The organism is Caulobacter sp. UNC279MFTsu5.1, from assembly GCF_900114015.1.
GTDB lineage: Bacteria > Pseudomonadota > Alphaproteobacteria > Caulobacterales > Caulobacteraceae > Caulobacter.
The window spans coordinates 1-14,371 of the sequence record NZ_FORN01000078.1; the positions used below are offsets into that span (position 1 = coordinate 1).

Sequence of the window (14,371 nt, forward strand, 5' to 3'; positions counted from 1 at the left end):
CGGTGGCGGTGAGAGAGGGATTCGAACCCTCGATAGAGTTTCCCCTATACACGCGTTCCAGGCGTGCGCCTTCAACCACTCGGCCACCTCACCATGCGCACCAGATGCGGAAGGCGGTTGAGACCCCCGACGCAGGAAGGGGCGCAATATACTCAGGAAGGTTGCGGGGGCAAGCGGCCATACGAGGTGAAACGAGATCGCGAACGCCTTAGTATCGACCGTTCCGTTTCGAACCCGGGATTCCGCCATGGCCTCCGCGCCCAAGACCCTTGAGATGCCGACCGTCGACACCGCCTTGCCGGGGCGGGCGGCGGCGATCCCGACGGCCAGAACCCACTTCGTCAACGGCCATCCGCTGAAGGGACCTTATCCGGATGGAATGGAGATCGCGGTGCTGGCCATGGGCTGTTTCTGGGGCGTGGAGCGGGTGTTCTGGAAGGTCCCCGGCGTCTGGGTCACCGCCGCCGGCTACGCGGCCGGGATTACGCCGAACCCGACCTACGAGGAGGTCTGCACCGGCCGCACCGGCCACACCGAGGTGGTGCAGGTGGTGTTCGACCCGCGCGCCGTCACCTACGAGACCCTGCTCAAGACCTTCTGGGAGAACCACGACCCGACCCAGGGCATGCGCCAGGGCGGCGATATCGGCACGCAGTATCGCTCGGGGATCTATGTCACCTCCGACGCCCAGGCGGCCGCGGCGGTGGCCGGCAAGGAAGCCTATCAGCAGGCCTTGAACGCCCAGGGTCTAGGAACCATCACCACCGAGATCGGCGCGGCCGGCCCGTTCTACTTCGCCGAGGACTACCATCAGCAGTACCTGGCCAAGAACCCCGACGGCTATTGCGGGATCGGCGGCACGGGCGTGGCCTGCCCGATCGGGACCGGGGTGGGGGCATGACCCCCGAGGCTTTTCACGCCGCCGCCCTGGCCCTGCCGGGCGCGACCATGACCGTCCAATGGGGCGACGACCAAGTCTACAAGGTGGGCGGCAAGATGTTCGCGGTGCTGGGCGGGGCGGTCGGGCGCAACGGCTTTTCGCTGAAGGCCTCGGAGGTGGCGTTCGAGGTGCTGAGCGAGACGGGGCGCGCCATGCCCGCGCCCTACCTGGCCCGCGCCAAGTGGCTGCACTTCGCCGACCTGGCCGCCCAGGACGCCGACGAGGTCGCCGATTGGCTGAAGACCGCGCACGCCCTGATCGCCGCCAAGCTGACCCGGAAGGCGCGGTCGGAGCTGGGACTCTAGTCGCGGAAGGGTCGGACGCGCCTTCCATCGCCGCCGATCTCGGCCGAAGCGGCAAGGAGAAGCCTGGTCGCCCCGCGTTCAGGGCCTATGCGGGGCGGACGGCCCGGCGGGGCGCGCGCCGCCGCCGGGCGGGGGCTTGGGCTTGCTCGCGTGCTTGCTCTCCAGGTGCGGGCCCACCACCACGGGCTGGCGCTCCAGGATCTGGCGCACCTTGCGCACGGCGGCCGAGGCCGGGCTGCGGCGTTGGCGCCAGAGCAGCAGGGCCATGGCCCCGCCGGTGGCGACCGCGAAGGCGATGGGGCCTAGCAGCCAGGCCGCCGCCGCCAGGGCGAAATAATAGCCGCGCACCCCGGCGTTGAACGCCGACAGGGCGGGGTTGAGAATGGCGCCGGTCGCCTCGGCGTACTCGTCCAGCACCGGGCGGGGCGACCACATCGGGGTCGCGCCGATGGCCGCCAGGCAGTAGTTCATCTGGCGGATTGCCCAGATGAAGTCGAGCAGGCCGCGGGCCAGGGCGACCAGCACCACGCCCAGCTTGATCTGGAACACCAGGGTCGAGGCCGGGGCCAGCACCGCCAGGCCCTCGATGCTCTTGAGCGCGCTGTCGCCGCCGAACAGCACCCCGGCCGCCGCGGCGATCAGGATCAGGTTGGACGAGGCGAAGAACGAGGCCGAATTGATCGCATGGCCCAGCAGCTGGCCATCCAGCAGGGCGATCTCGCGCACCGCCATCTCGGCCATCCACCGGCGGCGGATCACCGTCATGTCGGTGTTGATGACGTTCCGCTCCTTGCCCAGCCGCTTGAGCATCGGCTCGTAGAACAGCCAGCAGAACAGGAAGAACGCCAGGACCAGCAGGTCGATGAGCGGCAGGGCCAGGAATTGCCTGGACAGGGCGTGGGAGAGGGAAGAGGGCATGGGCGAACTTAAGGCCGTAACGAGAGTCGGTGGAAGGGCGGTGTGAGCGGTATCAATCCTCAAGGATCAGGCTGGTCCTGCCGGTGTCCCGAAGCAGCAGCGAGACGGCCAGGCCCACGGCCATGATCGCCGACACATAGAGGTAGAAGCCGCTCTCCATGCCCTCGTGCTTGAACCACAGGGCGACATATTCGGCGGTGCCGCCGAACGCGGCGTTGCCGATGGCGTAGGGCAGGGCCACGCCCAGGGCGCGCACATGAGCGGGGAACAGCTCGGCCTTCACCACGGCGCTGATCGAGGTGTAGCCCGACTGCACGAACAGGGCGGCGAAGATCAGGCCGAAGGCGACGGCGGGGCTGGCGACCTTGGCGGTCAGGCTGAACACCGGCCAGGCGATCAGGGCGCCCACGCCGAAGGCGAAGACCAGCATGGTCTTGCGGCCCACCTTGTCCGACGCCCAGCCGAACAGCGGCTGGATCAGCATGAAGCCGGCCAGGGTGGCCAGGTTGATCGCCCCGGCCGTCGCCTTGTCGAAGCCCGCCGTATTGACCAGGAACTTCAGCATGTAGGTGGTGTAGGCGTAGAAGGCCAAGGAGCCGGCGGCGGTCAGGCCGATGATCGCCAGGGTCTGTTTGGGATGGCGCGAGACCAGCGGCGCGGCCAGGGCCGCATAGGTGGCGACCAGCAGGACCACCGCGCCGGACTGCGCCGTCGCGGCGAACGGCGCCTGGGTGAAGCCCGCGACCATTGCTCCGACCGTCGCCAGCAGCAGGCCGCCCACCCAGGCCACCTGGCGGCGGCTGACCGGATCGTGGGTCGTGACATTCTGGTGCGAGATGCTTTCCTCGATGCCGGTGCGGATCCAGAACACCACGACGGCCAGGGCCGCGCCGACGAAGAACGGGATGCGCCAGCCCCACTCGGCCAGGTCCGACTTGCTCAGGCTGTTCTGCAGGATCACCAGCACCAGGGCCGCCACCAGTTGGCCCATGATCAGGGTCACGTACTGGAAGCTGGACCAGAAGCCGCGACGCTTGCGACCTGCCATCTCGCTCATATAGGTGGCGCTGGCCCCGTACTCGCCGCCGACCGACAGGCCCTGCAGCAGGCGGGCCAGAAGCAGGATCACCGGCGCGGCGGCGCCGATCCTGGCATGGCCGGGGCACAGGGCGATGATCAGCGAACCCACGCACATCAGGCCCACCGCCAGGGTCAGGCCGGCCTTGCGGCCCCTGCGGTCGGCATAGAGTCCCATCAGCCAGGCCCCGACCGGGCGCGCCCCGAAGCCGACGGCGAAGATGGCGGCGGTCTGCATCAGCTGGGCGGTCTGGTCGCCCTTGGGGAAGAACACCTTGGCGAAATAGATCGAGAAGGCGGCGTAAGCGAACCAGTCGTACCATTCGACCAGGTTGCCGGCCGATCCGCCGAGGATGGCCCGGGTCCGGCGCCAGGCGCTCAAAGGCGCCGCGGCCTGGGGCGCGGCCGCCTGGGGCGGCGTCGCCGTAGCGGTGTCGGTCATGTCGCCCCCCTGTGTCGTTGCAAGGACCTTAGGCGAACAGGGGGCGCCGGGGGAAGGGCGTCCACGCGGTCGGGGACACGCGCCAGGGCGTGTTCCCGACGGCGTTTCAGGCGCCGTCAGATCCTGCCGATCAGGACCAGGATAATGATGATGACCAGCACCAGGCCCAGGCCGCCGGAGGGGTAGTAGCCCCACGAACGGCTGTGGCCCCAGGTCGGCAGGGCGCCGATCAGGGCCAGGATCAGGATGATGATGAGGATCGTGCCGAGCATGTCGGTCTCCGTTGCATCCGAACGCCCCGCGTGCGGGGGCAGGCGGAGGGAATGCGAGAAGCTCGGTCCAGGTTCCGTCAGCGGCTGGGACGCCAGAGGGCTGGACTCAATCGCAACGCTCCACGGTCGTCATCCCGGCCCCTCGGGTCGCGCTTTGCGCGCCCAAGGGTAAACTCCGCAAAGCGGAGAGCCGGGATCCAGGTGAACCGCACCGCCTTCGCCCAGTCCCCCGGGGCCCGGACAGCCTCCGCGAGGCTTGCGGGATGACAACTGATTTTAAGACTCTGATATCTTTCGGATAACTCAGCCACTTAATTGAGTGTGGACGCTTGAGGCCGCGGGGGCGCCTTGGCCGGCTGTTCGGACGACGCCTGCGGGGACCGTCGCCGCTCGGCGGCGTCGCAGGCGGGGCCCGGGGCCTCGGTGGCGCACGGGGAGGTCTGGAGGCCAGGCGGCCGGACCTTGGACGCATTTTGGCTGGGGGCGGCCGTGACGACGACGACGGCGATCACCAGCCCCATCAGTCCGACCAGGGCGACCGAGGTCATCACCGTCAGCCTTGGACCGACGAGGCGGACGGAAAATCGCGCCAGAAGGCCGATGAGCCCGATGGTGGCGACGATGATGAGCAGGACGAGCGAGTCGGCCATTCGCGCCTCACGGAAGCGGGCGGCCTCATCCTCGCGCTATCGGCGTCGGATGGCAACCAGGGCGTGCGGTGTTTGGCGGGCTCTCTCTCCCGGCGCGTTCTTGCGGCGCCGGAACGGCCGAGCCTCACCCGCCCGCGCAATCCTCGGCCTTGCGCAGGCCAACGGCCCACAGGGCGCCGATCACCGCCCCCTTAACGCGGGGCAGCAGCATCAGCGTCAGGGCGGCCAGCGGCAGAACGGTCAGCGGCACCACCAGCACCGGCGACATCTTCCAGATGAACGGGAACAGCAGCAGCGGGGCGACGACCAGATGGCCGATGATCAGGATCGTGAAATAGGCCGGGCCGTCGTCGGCCGGATAGCGCGCCAGATCGTGGCCGCAGACCTCGCAGTCCAAGTCGACCTTGAGGTAACGCGTATACAGCCGCCCCTCGCCGCAGTTGGGACAGCGGTGGCGGACGCCGCGCTTCATGCCGGTCAGCATGCTGGCCGGAGGCGGGCAGGGGGAGGACTGCTCGTTCATGGGCGTGGATATGCCTCCGCGACGGTCCCGGCGAAAGGGGGCGCACGGTCGCATGCGCCATTTTGAATCAGGTTTCGTTGAGACAAACGCTTGAGAGCGCAAGAATTCGCTCGAAAGGCGAGCAATAGAAACGCCGTTGCTTAAGCCAGTTAACCACAGATGCTTCGAGGGTTCCGTGGGTAAGTCGCGGTGCGTTCTGAGAAAACGCGAGGCAAGCGGAGCCGCACCGCGCGCCAGCTTAACTATATCGAGGTTCGCGGACTCCGGTCATGCGAAGTCCGCAACCCCCGATCCTGCGACTATTTGGCGTCCTTGGCGGTGTTGGTCACGGCGCGGCCGGCGGCCGAAACGTCCTGGCCAACGCCGGCGACGGTGTTGCAGGCCGAAACCATCAGGGCGGCGGCCACGGTGGCCAGGATCACGATCTTGCGCATGGAGAGGTCTCTGAGTTGGAGAAATAGGGCGTCGGACCTTAACCTTGGCCCAGGGCCACGTTCAAGCGCGCGACCACGGCGAAGTCATGGCGCCGCCTGGGTCGCGTCAGCCTTCTTCGCCGCCGCCCGCGCCGGTCGAGCGCAGGGGGCCGTCGACCACGCCGAAGTCGCGCGAGCGCATCTTGCCATCGGCCAGTTGGACGCCTTCGGCCTCCAGGCCGCGCTTGAGCAGTTCGCGCACGGCGGCGGCGCGGCTGGGCATGCGGCGGGCGAAGCGCCAGTCGTCCAACGCGGCCAGTTCTTCCGGCGTGAGCATGATCTGCAGGCGTTCGGGTCGGGTCAGGTCGTTCATCGGGTCTCGGCCCCCGGAAAAGGGGCGGCTCTCCTTCTGTCCGGTGGAGCTAACGCGCGAGCGTCGTCATCGGGTTCCATCGATGGGCAAAAACCGCACTTGGCTCAAAATGCGTGGCTTACTCACGAGGGGGTGTAGGAGGCGTGCGCTAAGCATGCGCTAAATGCTTAGATGGCATTATTTAAGTCATTATTCAGTCAAGTTTCCATGTGTCACTGTATGGTCCTTTAGAAATGAAGCAGATGCATCATTCAAAATAAAACTGTCGCGTCTTTGTCGGGTTTGTGCTTATGTGTAGCTGACGGAATATCCTGCCGCCTTATCGAAAGCCCCCGAGCTATGGACGTCGAGCGCCGAGAATTCGGCGATGCGGTCGTTCGCCATGTCGGGTCTGACGACCGGCTGAGCGAAGCCCAGCATCGCATCGCCAACAACCTGGCCCTAATCGCGGGCTACACGCGCCTGCAGGCCACCCGGCTGCAGAAGGCCGGCCGGCCGCTGTCGGCCCGCGAGGCCTGCATCGCGCTGGAGGAGGTGGCGGCGCGGATCGAGACGGTCGGCGAGCTGCATCGCCTGCTGTCGGGCGCGCCCGGCGAAGGCGAGGACGGCGTCGACCTGGGTCGTTTCCTTGCCAAGCTGTGCGCCAGCCTGATGGAGACCGTCAGCTTCGCCGGCGACACCGTCATCACGCACCGAGACGCGGGCGGCTGCCTGGTGCGGGCCGACCAGGCCACCCCGGTCGCCCTGATCGTCAGCGAGCTGGTGACCAACGCCCTGAAATACGCCCATCCCACCGGCGTGGCCGGCCGGATCCTGGTGTCGTGCCGACCCGCCGCCGGCGGCCTGGAGGTCGAGGTGGCCGACGACGGCGTGGGGCTGGGCGAGGGCTTCGACCCGCACCGCGAGGGCGGCCTGGGCTTTCGCGTGGTGCGCGGCCTGGCCCGGCAGCTAGGCGCGACCCTGGTCTATGAGACGCGTGACATCGGCCTGACCGTGCGGCTGACCCTGGGCGCCGACGAGGAGCACCGGGTCATCCCGCTCTGGCCCGATCGGGGCTGACCGGGACCGAAACCATCCTATCCTAGGGTTTTACCCGATGGCGGCGAGGGCGCGGATGTTGCAACCTCGACGCGCCTGCGGGCGCCGAGGTGTCCTCCCCCGATTCCCCTCGACGCGCCGGGCCGCCTTTTTCCGACGGGGCGGGTCCGGCCGCGGGCCGAGAGCCGGCCGGGGTGTCCCGACGCACGAATTCGGCCGGCTCTCCCCCAGCTTTCCCCCAGTTTTCCGATGACGACCCGTCAGGGCGCGGTCCTGGTCGCCGCCTGGGGCGCGTCGGGCGCTTCCTCGACGGGCATGTCCAGGTCGCCCAGGCCCGCGGCCTTGATGGCGTCGCGCAGCTTGGTGACGGGTTCGCCGGTCCCGGTGGTGAAGGTCAGGGCGCTGGGCTCGGCGCGATTTTCGGCCAAGTTGCTGAAGGCCCGTCCGCCGGGGGCGTCCGGGTTCAGGGCGACGGCGTAGGTCTTGCCCGGCAGGGCGGTGCACAGCAGGACGAAGGTCTTGTTGTCGTTCAGCAGGCGCGGGGTCTTCAGGCAGTTCAGCGTGTCGCCGCCGGTTCCCAGGCCATAGGCGAAGTCGCGCGGCGTCATCTGCTGGTCGAACACCACCTTCAGCACCAGCACGCCCGGGGCGACCGCCTGGCCGCCGGCCGGCCAGGTGGCGACCACCTTGGGCTTCTGGGTCGGCGGCATGACCGTGACGGGCGAGACCGGCGTCGGCGTCTCGGCCGGCGGTTTGGCGGCCTGGGCCATCACGGGGCCGGACGCCAGGCAGAGGGTCAGGCCGAGCAGGGGAGCAAGGAGAGGCGCGCGCATGGTCCTCAAGGTGTGGTCAAAGCGCGGCGTTCTCAAGGCGCCGCTTGAGGCGACCCGCCTTAGCGCGTCATCCAGGGCTTGCTCTTGCTGTTGGAGGCGGCGGCCGCGGCCTGCTCGCGCTGGAACCGGCCGCCGCGCGGCGGCTGCGGCTTGGCGGCCAGGGCGGCCTTCTTCAGGCGCAGGGCGCGCTGGATCGGGGTCTCGCCGGGGATTTCGGGCTGGTCGTCGATCTTGTCGGTCATGGCTGGCTTCTAACACGATCGGCGGCGGCGCGTCCCGGCCGGCTTGCGCCCGAGCCGAATCCTGGCGTCATGGCCGCGCTTGGGGCATCGTCGCCGCGTGGGCGACTCGGCGATCAACGGCAGGACCTGGAACGAGGCCGAGCAGGACCTGGTGGTCGGCGACTACCTGGTCATGCTCGACAAGGTCATGACCGGCCGGGCCCTCGATCCAGCCAACCATCAGCGGGCCCTGCGCTTCGTCACCAACCGCTCGGGCGGGGCGATCACCTTCCTGCAAGGCGAGATCTCGGCGGTGCTGACCCTGATCGGCCTGCCCACCCTGAACGACCACCCGCCGCGCTGGGACTTCGGCGACGGCCTGGTCGACTCGGTCGACCGCTGCCTCAGCGCCAGGCCCGCCGTTCTCAAGGCCCTGGCCCAGCCGCCGGCCCTGCTGGGCCGCGCCGCCGCCCCGATCCTGACCGAGGGCGCTCCGCCGCCGGTCGCTCTCGCCCCGCCCGGCGCGCGCGCTGAGCGCCTAGTCGCCAAGTTCGACCCCGCCGCCCGCGACCAGGAGGCCCGCATGCTGGCCCGGATCGGCGTCGCCGCCGCCCTGGTCCACGAGCAGCGCCGGCTGGAGGACCGCGGCCGCCCCGACCTGGCCGCCCAGGTCCGCCTGGCCCTGCCGACCGATCCAGAGGGCTGCGACCTAGTCAGCTTCAGCCGCACCGGCGCCCCGCGGTTGATCGCGGTCAAGACCACCACCGGCGGCCCGGCCGCCCCATTCCGCCTGACCCCCGCCGAGGAGATCCTGCGCGAGGCCCAACCGGAGGCGTTCGTTGTCCATCGCCTCTACGACGTGGCCCGCGAGGCGCGGGTGTTTCGGGTCAGGGGCGCGCGGGAGGGCGCCGCGACCGCCTAAGCCGGATCGGCCTTCAAGACGAGGTTTTCGGTCCCCGGAGCGGAGCATCGATCCGCCCCTACGGAACCTCGTCCAGCGCCCATGGCGCGAACGCCGGCCGGTCCTTCAGCCGCGCATAATAGGCCTGGACCGCCGGCAGGTCGGCCCGCGCCATCGGCGTCCGGATCCAGCGATGCACCGAGACGCCCAGCACCACGTCGGCCAGGGTGAAGTCGTGGCCGGCGGCGTGGGCGCCGGTCTCGGCCAGGCGCTGGTCGAGGATGGCCATGGCCCGGTTCCAGGCCTCGACGCTGGCGGCGATCCTGGCCGGGTCGTCATAGCCCGGCGTCGGCCGGCCCAGGGCCAGGAAGGCGTAGCCCCAGGTCGGGTTCAGGTCGGTGGCCTGCCAGTCCATCCACTGCTCGACGATGGCGCGCGGACGCGGCTCGACCGGCAGCAGGTGGCCGTGGCCGAAGCGGGCGGCCAGGTAGCGGCAGATGGTGTTGCTCTCGTAGAGCGCGCCCTGCTCGTCGATCAGCACCGGCACCAGGCCGTTCGGATTGAGGGCCAGAAACTCGGGCGATCGCGTCGAGGCGAAGCCCGCGCCCCAGTCCTCCCGCTCATAGGCCAGGCCCAGCTCGTCGCAGGTCCACAGCACCTTGCGGACGTTCAGCGAGGAGGTGCGGCCGAGGATCTTGAGCATTCCAAAAACTCCGCTGATCCCGGCGAAAGCCGGGACCCAAGCGACCTTTCAGCAAAAGGACGCTGCGCCAGCAAGATCAGCGATCCAACCTTCCCATTCAGCTTGGGTCCCGGCTTTCGCCGGGATGAGCGGATAGGGTTAGACCGTTTTCCCAACATACGCCGCCGCCACCGCCTCGGCGACCTTGATGCCGTCGACCGCCGCCGAGAGGATGCCGCCGGCGTAGCCCGCGCCCTCGCCGGCCGGGAACAGGCCGGCGACGTTCAGGCTCTGGAAGTCCTTGCCGCGGGTGATGCGGATCGGCGAGGAGGTGCGGGTCTCCACCCCCGTCATCAGCACGTCGGGATGGTCGTAGCCGGCGATCTGGCGGCCGAACACCGGCAGGGCCTCGCGCATGGCTTCCAGCACGAACGGCGGCAGGCATTCAGCCAGGTCGGTCATCTTGATCCCCGGCTTGTAGGACGGCTCGACCGCGCCGAGTTCCTCGGACGGCCGGCGCGCCAGGAAGTCGCCGACCTTCTGGGCCGGGGCCTTGTAGTCGCCGCCGCCCGCCGTGAAGGCCAGGCCCTCCCACTTGCGCTGGAATTCGACGCCGGCCAGCGGGTGGCCCGGATAGTCGCGCTCGGGGTCGATAGCCACCACGAAGCCGGAGTTGGCGTTGCGCTCGTTGCGCGAATATTGGCTCATGCCGTTGGTCACCACGCGTTCCGGCTCGGAGGTCGCCGCCACCACCGTGCCGCCCGGGCACATGCAGAAGCTGTAGACCGTGCGGCCGTTGCTGCAGTGGTGCGACAGGCTGTAGTCGGCCGCGCCCAGGTCGGGATGGCCGGCGCAGGCCCCGAACCGGGCCTTGTCCATCCACGATTGCGGATGCTCGATCCGCACGCCGATCGAGAACGGCTTGGCCTCGATGTGGACGCCCCGGTCGTACAGGGTCTGGAAGGTGTCGCGCGAGGAGTGACCGATCGCCAGCACCACGTGCTCGGCCGCCAGGTAGTCGCCGCCCGCGATGTGCAGGCCCTTCAGCCGGCGCGAACCGTCGGCGGCGGTCTCGATGTCGAAGTCCTCGACCCGGTTCTGCCAGCGGTATTCGCCGCCCAGGCTCTCGATCAGGGCGCGGATGTTCTCGACCATGTGCACCAGGCGGAAGGTGCCGATGTGGGGGTGGGCCTCGGTCAGGATCTCCTCGGGCGCGCCGGCCTTGACGAACTCCTCCAGCACCTTGCGGCCCAGGTGTCGGGGGTCCTTGATCTGGCTGTAGAGCTTGCCGTCCGAGAAGGTGCCCGCGCCGCCCTCGCCGAACTGGACGTTGGACTCCGGGTTCAGCTCGCCGCGCCGCCACAGGCCCCAGGTGTCCTTCGTGCGTTCGCGCACCACCTTGCCCCGGTCCAGGATGATCGGCTTGAAGCCCATCTGGGCCAGGATAAGCCCGGCGAACAGGCCGCACGGGCCGGCGCCGATCACCACGGGGCGGGGACCGGGGAAGTCCTTCGGGGCCTGGGCGGTCAGGCGGTAGTCGGTGTCGGGCCTCTCCCGCACCTGGCTGTCGCGCTCGAACCGCGCCAGCACGGCAGCCTCGTCACGCAGGGCGACGTCGACGGTGTAGACCATCAGGATCGCCGCCTTCTTGCGCGCGTCATGGGCGCGGCGGACGATCGCGTGGCTGAGCAGGTCGCGCTCGGGGATCCCGAGGCGGTTGCAGATCGCCGGGGCCAGGGCTTCGGCGTCGTGCCCCAACGGCAGCTTGAGGTCGGAAATGCGCAACATGGCGGGGATTTAGCGGCAAGACGGAAGAAGCGCCATCGGCTTGGCGGTTCCTGGCGTCTTGTCTTCCTGGCTTAGCGATGTTGTTCTGCGTGCATAAGTAGAGGAGTGGTCGCGTTGAGTGCGTATGCATTTTCCGAAAACGATGTTCGGGCCATCTTCATGCATTCCGAAGGCGTGGCCGTATCGGACGGTCGTCGAATTGGGCATACCGGCCAGCGACACGTGAACGCGTCGAACCGGTTTCTGGATCAGAGGATGCAGGACGCCCGGCAAAGCTCGCACAACAACGGACGAATTCTGGCGATCACCTCGTTCATCACGTTCGCCGACGCCGTGTGGGCCGGCGCGCAGGTCCTCAATTCGGCCGCGGCCGAGCCGATCCTGGTCGACTTCTACAAGGCCCGCCCTCGTTTCGAGCCCTGGACCCTCAAGCACGTCGAGCTGCCGCGCCCCCTGATCGCGCGCTACGCGCAGGGCGGAGGGGCGAAGACCTTTCCCTGCCGGTACGCCACGATGGTCATCGACAAGAACACCGGCCGACCGTCGCAAATGCATATCCGGACGTTCTTTCCCACGCTGGGGATGGACTAGGCCTGCAGCGCCCGCCGCCCCGATCAATCCCCGTCCATCTTCAGCGCGGCGATGAAGGCTTCCTGCGGGATCTCGACCTTGCCGAACTGGCGCATGCGCTTCTTGCCGGCCTTCTGCTTGTCCAGCAGCTTGCGCTTGCGGCTGGCGTCGCCGCCGTAGCACTTGGCGGTCACGTCCTTGCGCAGGGCGCGGACCGTTTCGCGGGCGATGATCCGGCCGCCGATCGCCGCCTGGATGGGGATGACGAACATGTGCTGCGGGATGAGGTCCTTCATCTTCTCGCACATGCCCCGGCCGCGGCTTTCGGCGCGGTCGCGGTGAACCAGCATCGACAGGGCGTCGACGGGCTCGGCGTTGACCAGGATCGACATCTTGACCAGGTCGCCGGTCCGGTAGTCCTCGACCTGGTAGTCGAACGACGCATAGCCCTTCGAGATCGACTTGAGGCGGTCGTAGAAGTCGAACACCACCTCGTTCAGCGGCAGGTCGTAGACCACCATGGCCCGGCTGCCGACGTAGCTGAGCTCGCGTTGCATGCCGCGGCGGTCCTGGCACAGCTTGATCACCCCGCCCAGATATTCGTCGGGGGTGAAGATCGTCGCCTTGATCCACGGCTCGGCGATGCTCTCGATCTGCATCGGGTCGGGCAGGTCGGCGGGGTTGTGCAGCTCCAGCTCCGTGCCGTCGCGCATGTGGATCTTGTAGACCACCGACGGGGCGGTCGCGATCAGGTCGAGGTCGAACTCGCGCGACAGGCGCTCCTGGATGATCTCCAGGTGCAGCAGGCCGAGGAACCCGCAGCGGAAGCCGAAGCCGAGCGCGGCGCTGCTCTCCATCTCGTAGGTGAAGCTGCCGTCGTTCAGGCGCAGCTTGCCGACGGCGGCGCGCAGGTCCTCGAAGTCGGCGGCGTCGACCGGGAACAGGCCGCAGAACACCACCGGCTGGACTTCCTTGAAGCCCGGCAGGGCCTGGGCCGTCTGCTTCTTCTCGTCGGTGATGGTGTCGCCGACGGCGGCGTCGGCCACTTCCTTGATCGAGGCGGTGAAGAAGCCGACCTCGCCGGGGCCCAGCACCTCGACGTCGGTGGCCTTGGGGGTGAACACCCCGACCTTGTCGATGCGGTGGGTGGCGCCGGTCTGCATCATCCGCACCTGCTGGCCGGCCTTCAGCGTGCCGTCGAAGATCCGCACCAGCACCACGACGCCCAGATAGGCGTCGTACCAGGCGTCGACCAGCAGGGCCTTCAGCGGCGCGGCGACGTCGCCCTTGGGGGCGGGCAGGCGGGTGACGATGGCTTCCAGCACGTCGTGGATGCCCAGGCCCGACTTGGCGCTGGCCAGGACCGCGTCGCTGGCGTCCAGGCCGATCAGGTCCTCGATCTGGGCCCGCACCCGCTCGGGCTCGGCGGCCGGCAGGTCGATCTTGTTGAGGACCGGGACGATCTCGTGGTTGTTGTCGATGGCCGAATAGACGTTGGCCAGGGTCTGGGCCTCGACGCCCTGGCTGGCGTCGACGACCAGGATCGAGCCCTCGCAGGCGGCCAGGCTGCGGCTGACCTCGTAGGCGAAGTCGACGTGGCCGGGGGTGTCCATCAGGTTCAGGACATAGTCCTGGCCGTCGTCGGCCTTGTAGCGCAGGCGCACGGTCTGCGCCTTGATGGTGATCCCGCGTTCCTTCTCGATGTCCATGTTGTCCAGGACCTGGGCGCTCATCTCGCGCGCGGTCAGGCCGCCGGTCTCCTGGATCAGGCGGTCGGAGAGGGTGGATTTGCCGTGGTCGATGTGGGCCACGATCGAGAAATTGCGGATGCGGTCGAGAGGCGTCGAAGTCATGGGCGTGCGTCTAGCATATTTGCGGGCTTTCGCGAGGGTCGTTCGGGTTTCGCGGCCAGGACGCGCCCCAGTCCCCTCCGGCCCTCCGGGCTGCCTCCCCCAGAGGGGGAGGATCTAGCGCGGCCCAGCTGCTCCCCCTCTGGGGGAGCTGTCGCGAAGCGACTGAGGGGGTCTCTCACCGACACGATCTCTCATCCTCACGCGGAAACCCGCTGAGCTGATGGAAAGGGACGCGGAGCGCCGGACGACGTCCGGAGTTCTTTGATAAATACCGTTTCGACGAAGCCGATCGCTCCGCGCGGTCGTTATCCGCCAGCGTCCGGTGGGCAGCCCTGTTGAGGCTTAGCCGGACCCGGTCTCGATCCCTTTCGGGAGAAACCAGACGCCGGGGGCGCGGGCCTATGGGCAATTCACGCGCTTTGTCCCCGTTCGACGCCGACGGCGGGCGGGCTCCCCAACGATGGAAGGCCCCGGACACGCTGGAGTAACCCCCTCCAGCCCAGTCCCGCTCGATCGCCCCCCGCCGCCGCAACTGGTCGCTGGCCATGCGCCCTTTCCCTGCGTCGAGGTGA

General features: G+C 68.6%; 17 protein-coding genes, 1 tRNA gene and 2 pseudogenes. 7 read left to right on the forward strand and 13 right to left on the reverse strand.

The features are described from left to right. Positions 1-3: 3 nt before the first annotated feature. Positions 4-93 (reverse strand) — tRNA-Ser (locus BM066_RS24970). A 154-nt stretch (positions 94-247) separates the two neighbouring features. Here BM066_RS24970 and msrA point away from each other — a divergent pair. Together msrA and BM066_RS24980 are read left to right on the forward strand one after the other, a co-directional pair. After that, positions 248-901 (forward strand): peptide-methionine (S)-S-oxide reductase MsrA, encoded by a 654-nt coding sequence (msrA, locus tag BM066_RS24975; RefSeq protein ID WP_018061966.1) that lies wholly within the window; start codon positions 248-250, stop codon positions 899-901. Next, positions 898-1,245, forward strand: coding sequence for an MmcQ/YjbR family DNA-binding protein (locus BM066_RS24980; RefSeq protein WP_018061965.1), 348 nt, complete (start codon positions 898-900; stop codon positions 1,243-1,245). Before msrA ends, BM066_RS24980 begins: the two co-directional genes overlap by 4 nt. A 78-nt stretch (positions 1,246-1,323) precedes the next feature. Here BM066_RS24980 and BM066_RS24985 read toward each other — a convergent pair whose 3' ends face one another. From BM066_RS24985 to BM066_RS25015, 7 genes are all read right to left on the reverse strand, one after another. Then, positions 1,324-2,118, reverse strand: coding sequence for a DUF599 domain-containing protein (locus BM066_RS24985; protein WP_049801091.1), 795 nt, complete (start codon positions 2,116-2,118; stop codon positions 1,324-1,326). Positions 2,119-2,215: 97 nt separating this feature from the next. After that, complete coding sequence (locus BM066_RS24990) at positions 2,216-3,682, reverse strand: MFS transporter (protein WP_018061963.1); 1,467 nt, start codon at positions 3,680-3,682, stop codon at positions 2,216-2,218. A 116-nt stretch (positions 3,683-3,798) separates the two neighbouring features. Beyond that, entirely contained in the window at positions 3,799-3,954 is a 156-nt protein-coding gene (locus BM066_RS24995) for a DUF3309 family protein (RefSeq protein WP_018061962.1), read from the reverse strand. 311 nt (positions 3,955-4,265) lie between these two features. Continuing rightward, entirely contained in the window at positions 4,266-4,604 is a 339-nt protein-coding gene (locus BM066_RS25000) for a hypothetical protein (RefSeq protein ID WP_018061961.1), read from the reverse strand. A 124-nt stretch (positions 4,605-4,728) separates the two neighbouring features. Beyond that, positions 4,729-5,127, reverse strand: a complete 399-nt coding sequence (locus tag BM066_RS25005; RefSeq protein ID WP_018061960.1) for a DUF983 domain-containing protein — start codon at positions 5,125-5,127, stop codon at positions 4,729-4,731. A gap of 299 nt (positions 5,128-5,426) precedes the next feature. Next, positions 5,427-5,561 carry an entericidin A/B family lipoprotein gene (locus BM066_RS25010; RefSeq protein ID WP_018061959.1) on the reverse strand — a complete coding sequence of 45 codons (135 nt, stop codon included), beginning with the start codon at positions 5,559-5,561 and terminating at the stop codon, positions 5,427-5,429. 106 nt (positions 5,562-5,667) lie between these two features. Then, positions 5,668-5,913 (reverse strand): hypothetical protein, encoded by a 246-nt coding sequence (locus tag BM066_RS25015; RefSeq protein WP_018061958.1) that lies wholly within the window; start codon positions 5,911-5,913, stop codon positions 5,668-5,670. Positions 5,914-6,252: 339 nt separating this feature from the next. Between BM066_RS25015 and BM066_RS25020 the strand changes: the two genes are divergently transcribed. Further along, positions 6,253-6,972 carry a sensor histidine kinase gene (locus tag BM066_RS25020; RefSeq protein ID WP_018061957.1) on the forward strand — a complete coding sequence of 240 codons (720 nt, stop codon included), beginning with the start codon at positions 6,253-6,255 and terminating at the stop codon, positions 6,970-6,972. A 239-nt stretch (positions 6,973-7,211) separates the two neighbouring features. Here BM066_RS25020 and BM066_RS25025 read toward each other — a convergent pair whose 3' ends face one another. Continuing rightward, entirely contained in the window at positions 7,212-7,784 is a 573-nt protein-coding gene (locus BM066_RS25025) for a hypothetical protein (RefSeq protein ID WP_018061956.1), read from the reverse strand. A gap of 59 nt (positions 7,785-7,843) precedes the next feature. Further along, entirely contained in the window at positions 7,844-8,026 is a 183-nt protein-coding gene (locus BM066_RS25030; RefSeq protein WP_018061955.1) for a hypothetical protein, read from the reverse strand. 97 nt (positions 8,027-8,123) lie between these two features. Between BM066_RS25030 and BM066_RS25035 the strand changes: the two genes are divergently transcribed. Next, a complete protein-coding gene (locus tag BM066_RS25035; RefSeq protein WP_018061954.1) occupies positions 8,124-8,927 on the forward strand; it encodes a protein NO VEIN domain-containing protein in 804 nt (267 codons plus the stop codon). A gap of 58 nt (positions 8,928-8,985) precedes the next feature. On the opposite strand, the gene BM066_RS25040 is transcribed toward BM066_RS25035, so the two are convergent. Together BM066_RS25040 and BM066_RS25045 are read right to left on the reverse strand one after the other, a co-directional pair. Continuing rightward, positions 8,986-9,609 carry a glutathione S-transferase family protein gene (locus tag BM066_RS25040; RefSeq protein ID WP_018061953.1) on the reverse strand — a complete coding sequence of 208 codons (624 nt, stop codon included), beginning with the start codon at positions 9,607-9,609 and terminating at the stop codon, positions 8,986-8,988. A 138-nt stretch (positions 9,610-9,747) separates the two neighbouring features. After that, on the reverse strand, positions 9,748-11,376 hold the full coding sequence (locus BM066_RS25045) for an NAD(P)/FAD-dependent oxidoreductase (protein ID WP_089931087.1): 1,629 nt from the start codon (positions 11,374-11,376) through the stop codon (positions 9,748-9,750). 114 nt (positions 11,377-11,490) lie between these two features. On the opposite strand from BM066_RS25045, the gene BM066_RS25050 reads away from it, so the two are divergent. After that, a complete protein-coding gene (locus BM066_RS25050) occupies positions 11,491-11,967 on the forward strand; it encodes a hypothetical protein (RefSeq protein WP_143093815.1) in 477 nt (158 codons plus the stop codon). A 23-nt stretch (positions 11,968-11,990) separates the two neighbouring features. On the opposite strand, the gene lepA is transcribed toward BM066_RS25050, so the two are convergent. Continuing rightward, positions 11,991-13,799: a translation elongation factor 4 gene (gene lepA, locus BM066_RS25055; RefSeq protein ID WP_089931091.1), complete on the reverse strand. Its 1,809-nt coding sequence runs from the start codon at positions 13,797-13,799 to the stop codon at positions 11,991-11,993. Between the two features lie 220 nt (positions 13,800-14,019). On the opposite strand from lepA, the pseudogene BM066_RS27425 reads away from it, so the two are divergent. Together BM066_RS27425 and BM066_RS27215 are read left to right on the forward strand one after the other, a co-directional pair. Beyond that, positions 14,020-14,144: pseudogene (locus BM066_RS27425) on the forward strand (hypothetical protein); the annotation flags it as partial. A gap of 86 nt (positions 14,145-14,230) precedes the next feature. Then, a pseudogene (locus BM066_RS27215) lies at positions 14,231-14,371 on the forward strand (hypothetical protein); the annotation flags it as partial.

What these genes read in the sequence shown, in the direction of transcription:
- msrA (WP_018061966.1), top strand. Translation starts at nt 248, where the DNA reads ATGGCCTCCGCGCCCAAGACCCTTGAGATGCCGACCGTCGACACCGCC.
- BM066_RS24980 (WP_018061965.1), top strand. Translation starts at nt 898, where the DNA reads ATGACCCCCGAGGCTTTTCACGCCGCCGCCCTGGCCCTGCCGGGCGCG.
- BM066_RS24990 (WP_018061963.1), bottom strand. Translation starts at nt 3,682, where the DNA reads ATGACCGACACCGCTACGGCGACGCCGCCCCAGGCGGCCGCGCCCCAG.
- BM066_RS24995 (WP_018061962.1), bottom strand. Translation starts at nt 3,954, where the DNA reads ATGCTCGGCACGATCCTCATCATCATCCTGATCCTGGCCCTGATCGGC.
- BM066_RS25000 (WP_018061961.1), bottom strand. Translation starts at nt 4,604, where the DNA reads ATGGCCGACTCGCTCGTCCTGCTCATCATCGTCGCCACCATCGGGCTC.
- BM066_RS25005 (WP_018061960.1), bottom strand. Translation starts at nt 5,127, where the DNA reads ATGAACGAGCAGTCCTCCCCCTGCCCGCCTCCGGCCAGCATGCTGACC.
- BM066_RS25010 (WP_018061959.1), bottom strand. Translation starts at nt 5,561, where the DNA reads ATGCGCAAGATCGTGATCCTGGCCACCGTGGCCGCCGCCCTGATGGTT.
- BM066_RS25015 (WP_018061958.1), bottom strand. Translation starts at nt 5,913, where the DNA reads ATGAACGACCTGACCCGACCCGAACGCCTGCAGATCATGCTCACGCCG.
- BM066_RS25020 (WP_018061957.1), top strand. Translation starts at nt 6,253, where the DNA reads ATGGACGTCGAGCGCCGAGAATTCGGCGATGCGGTCGTTCGCCATGTC.
- BM066_RS25025 (WP_018061956.1), bottom strand. Translation starts at nt 7,784, where the DNA reads ATGCGCGCGCCTCTCCTTGCTCCCCTGCTCGGCCTGACCCTCTGCCTG.
- BM066_RS25030 (WP_018061955.1), bottom strand. Translation starts at nt 8,026, where the DNA reads ATGACCGACAAGATCGACGACCAGCCCGAAATCCCCGGCGAGACCCCG.
- BM066_RS25040 (WP_018061953.1), bottom strand. Translation starts at nt 9,609, where the DNA reads ATGCTCAAGATCCTCGGCCGCACCTCCTCGCTGAACGTCCGCAAGGTG.
- BM066_RS25045 (WP_089931087.1), bottom strand. Translation starts at nt 11,376, where the DNA reads ATGTTGCGCATTTCCGACCTCAAGCTGCCGTTGGGGCACGACGCCGAA.
- lepA (WP_089931091.1), bottom strand. Translation starts at nt 13,799, where the DNA reads ATGACTTCGACGCCTCTCGACCGCATCCGCAATTTCTCGATCGTGGCC.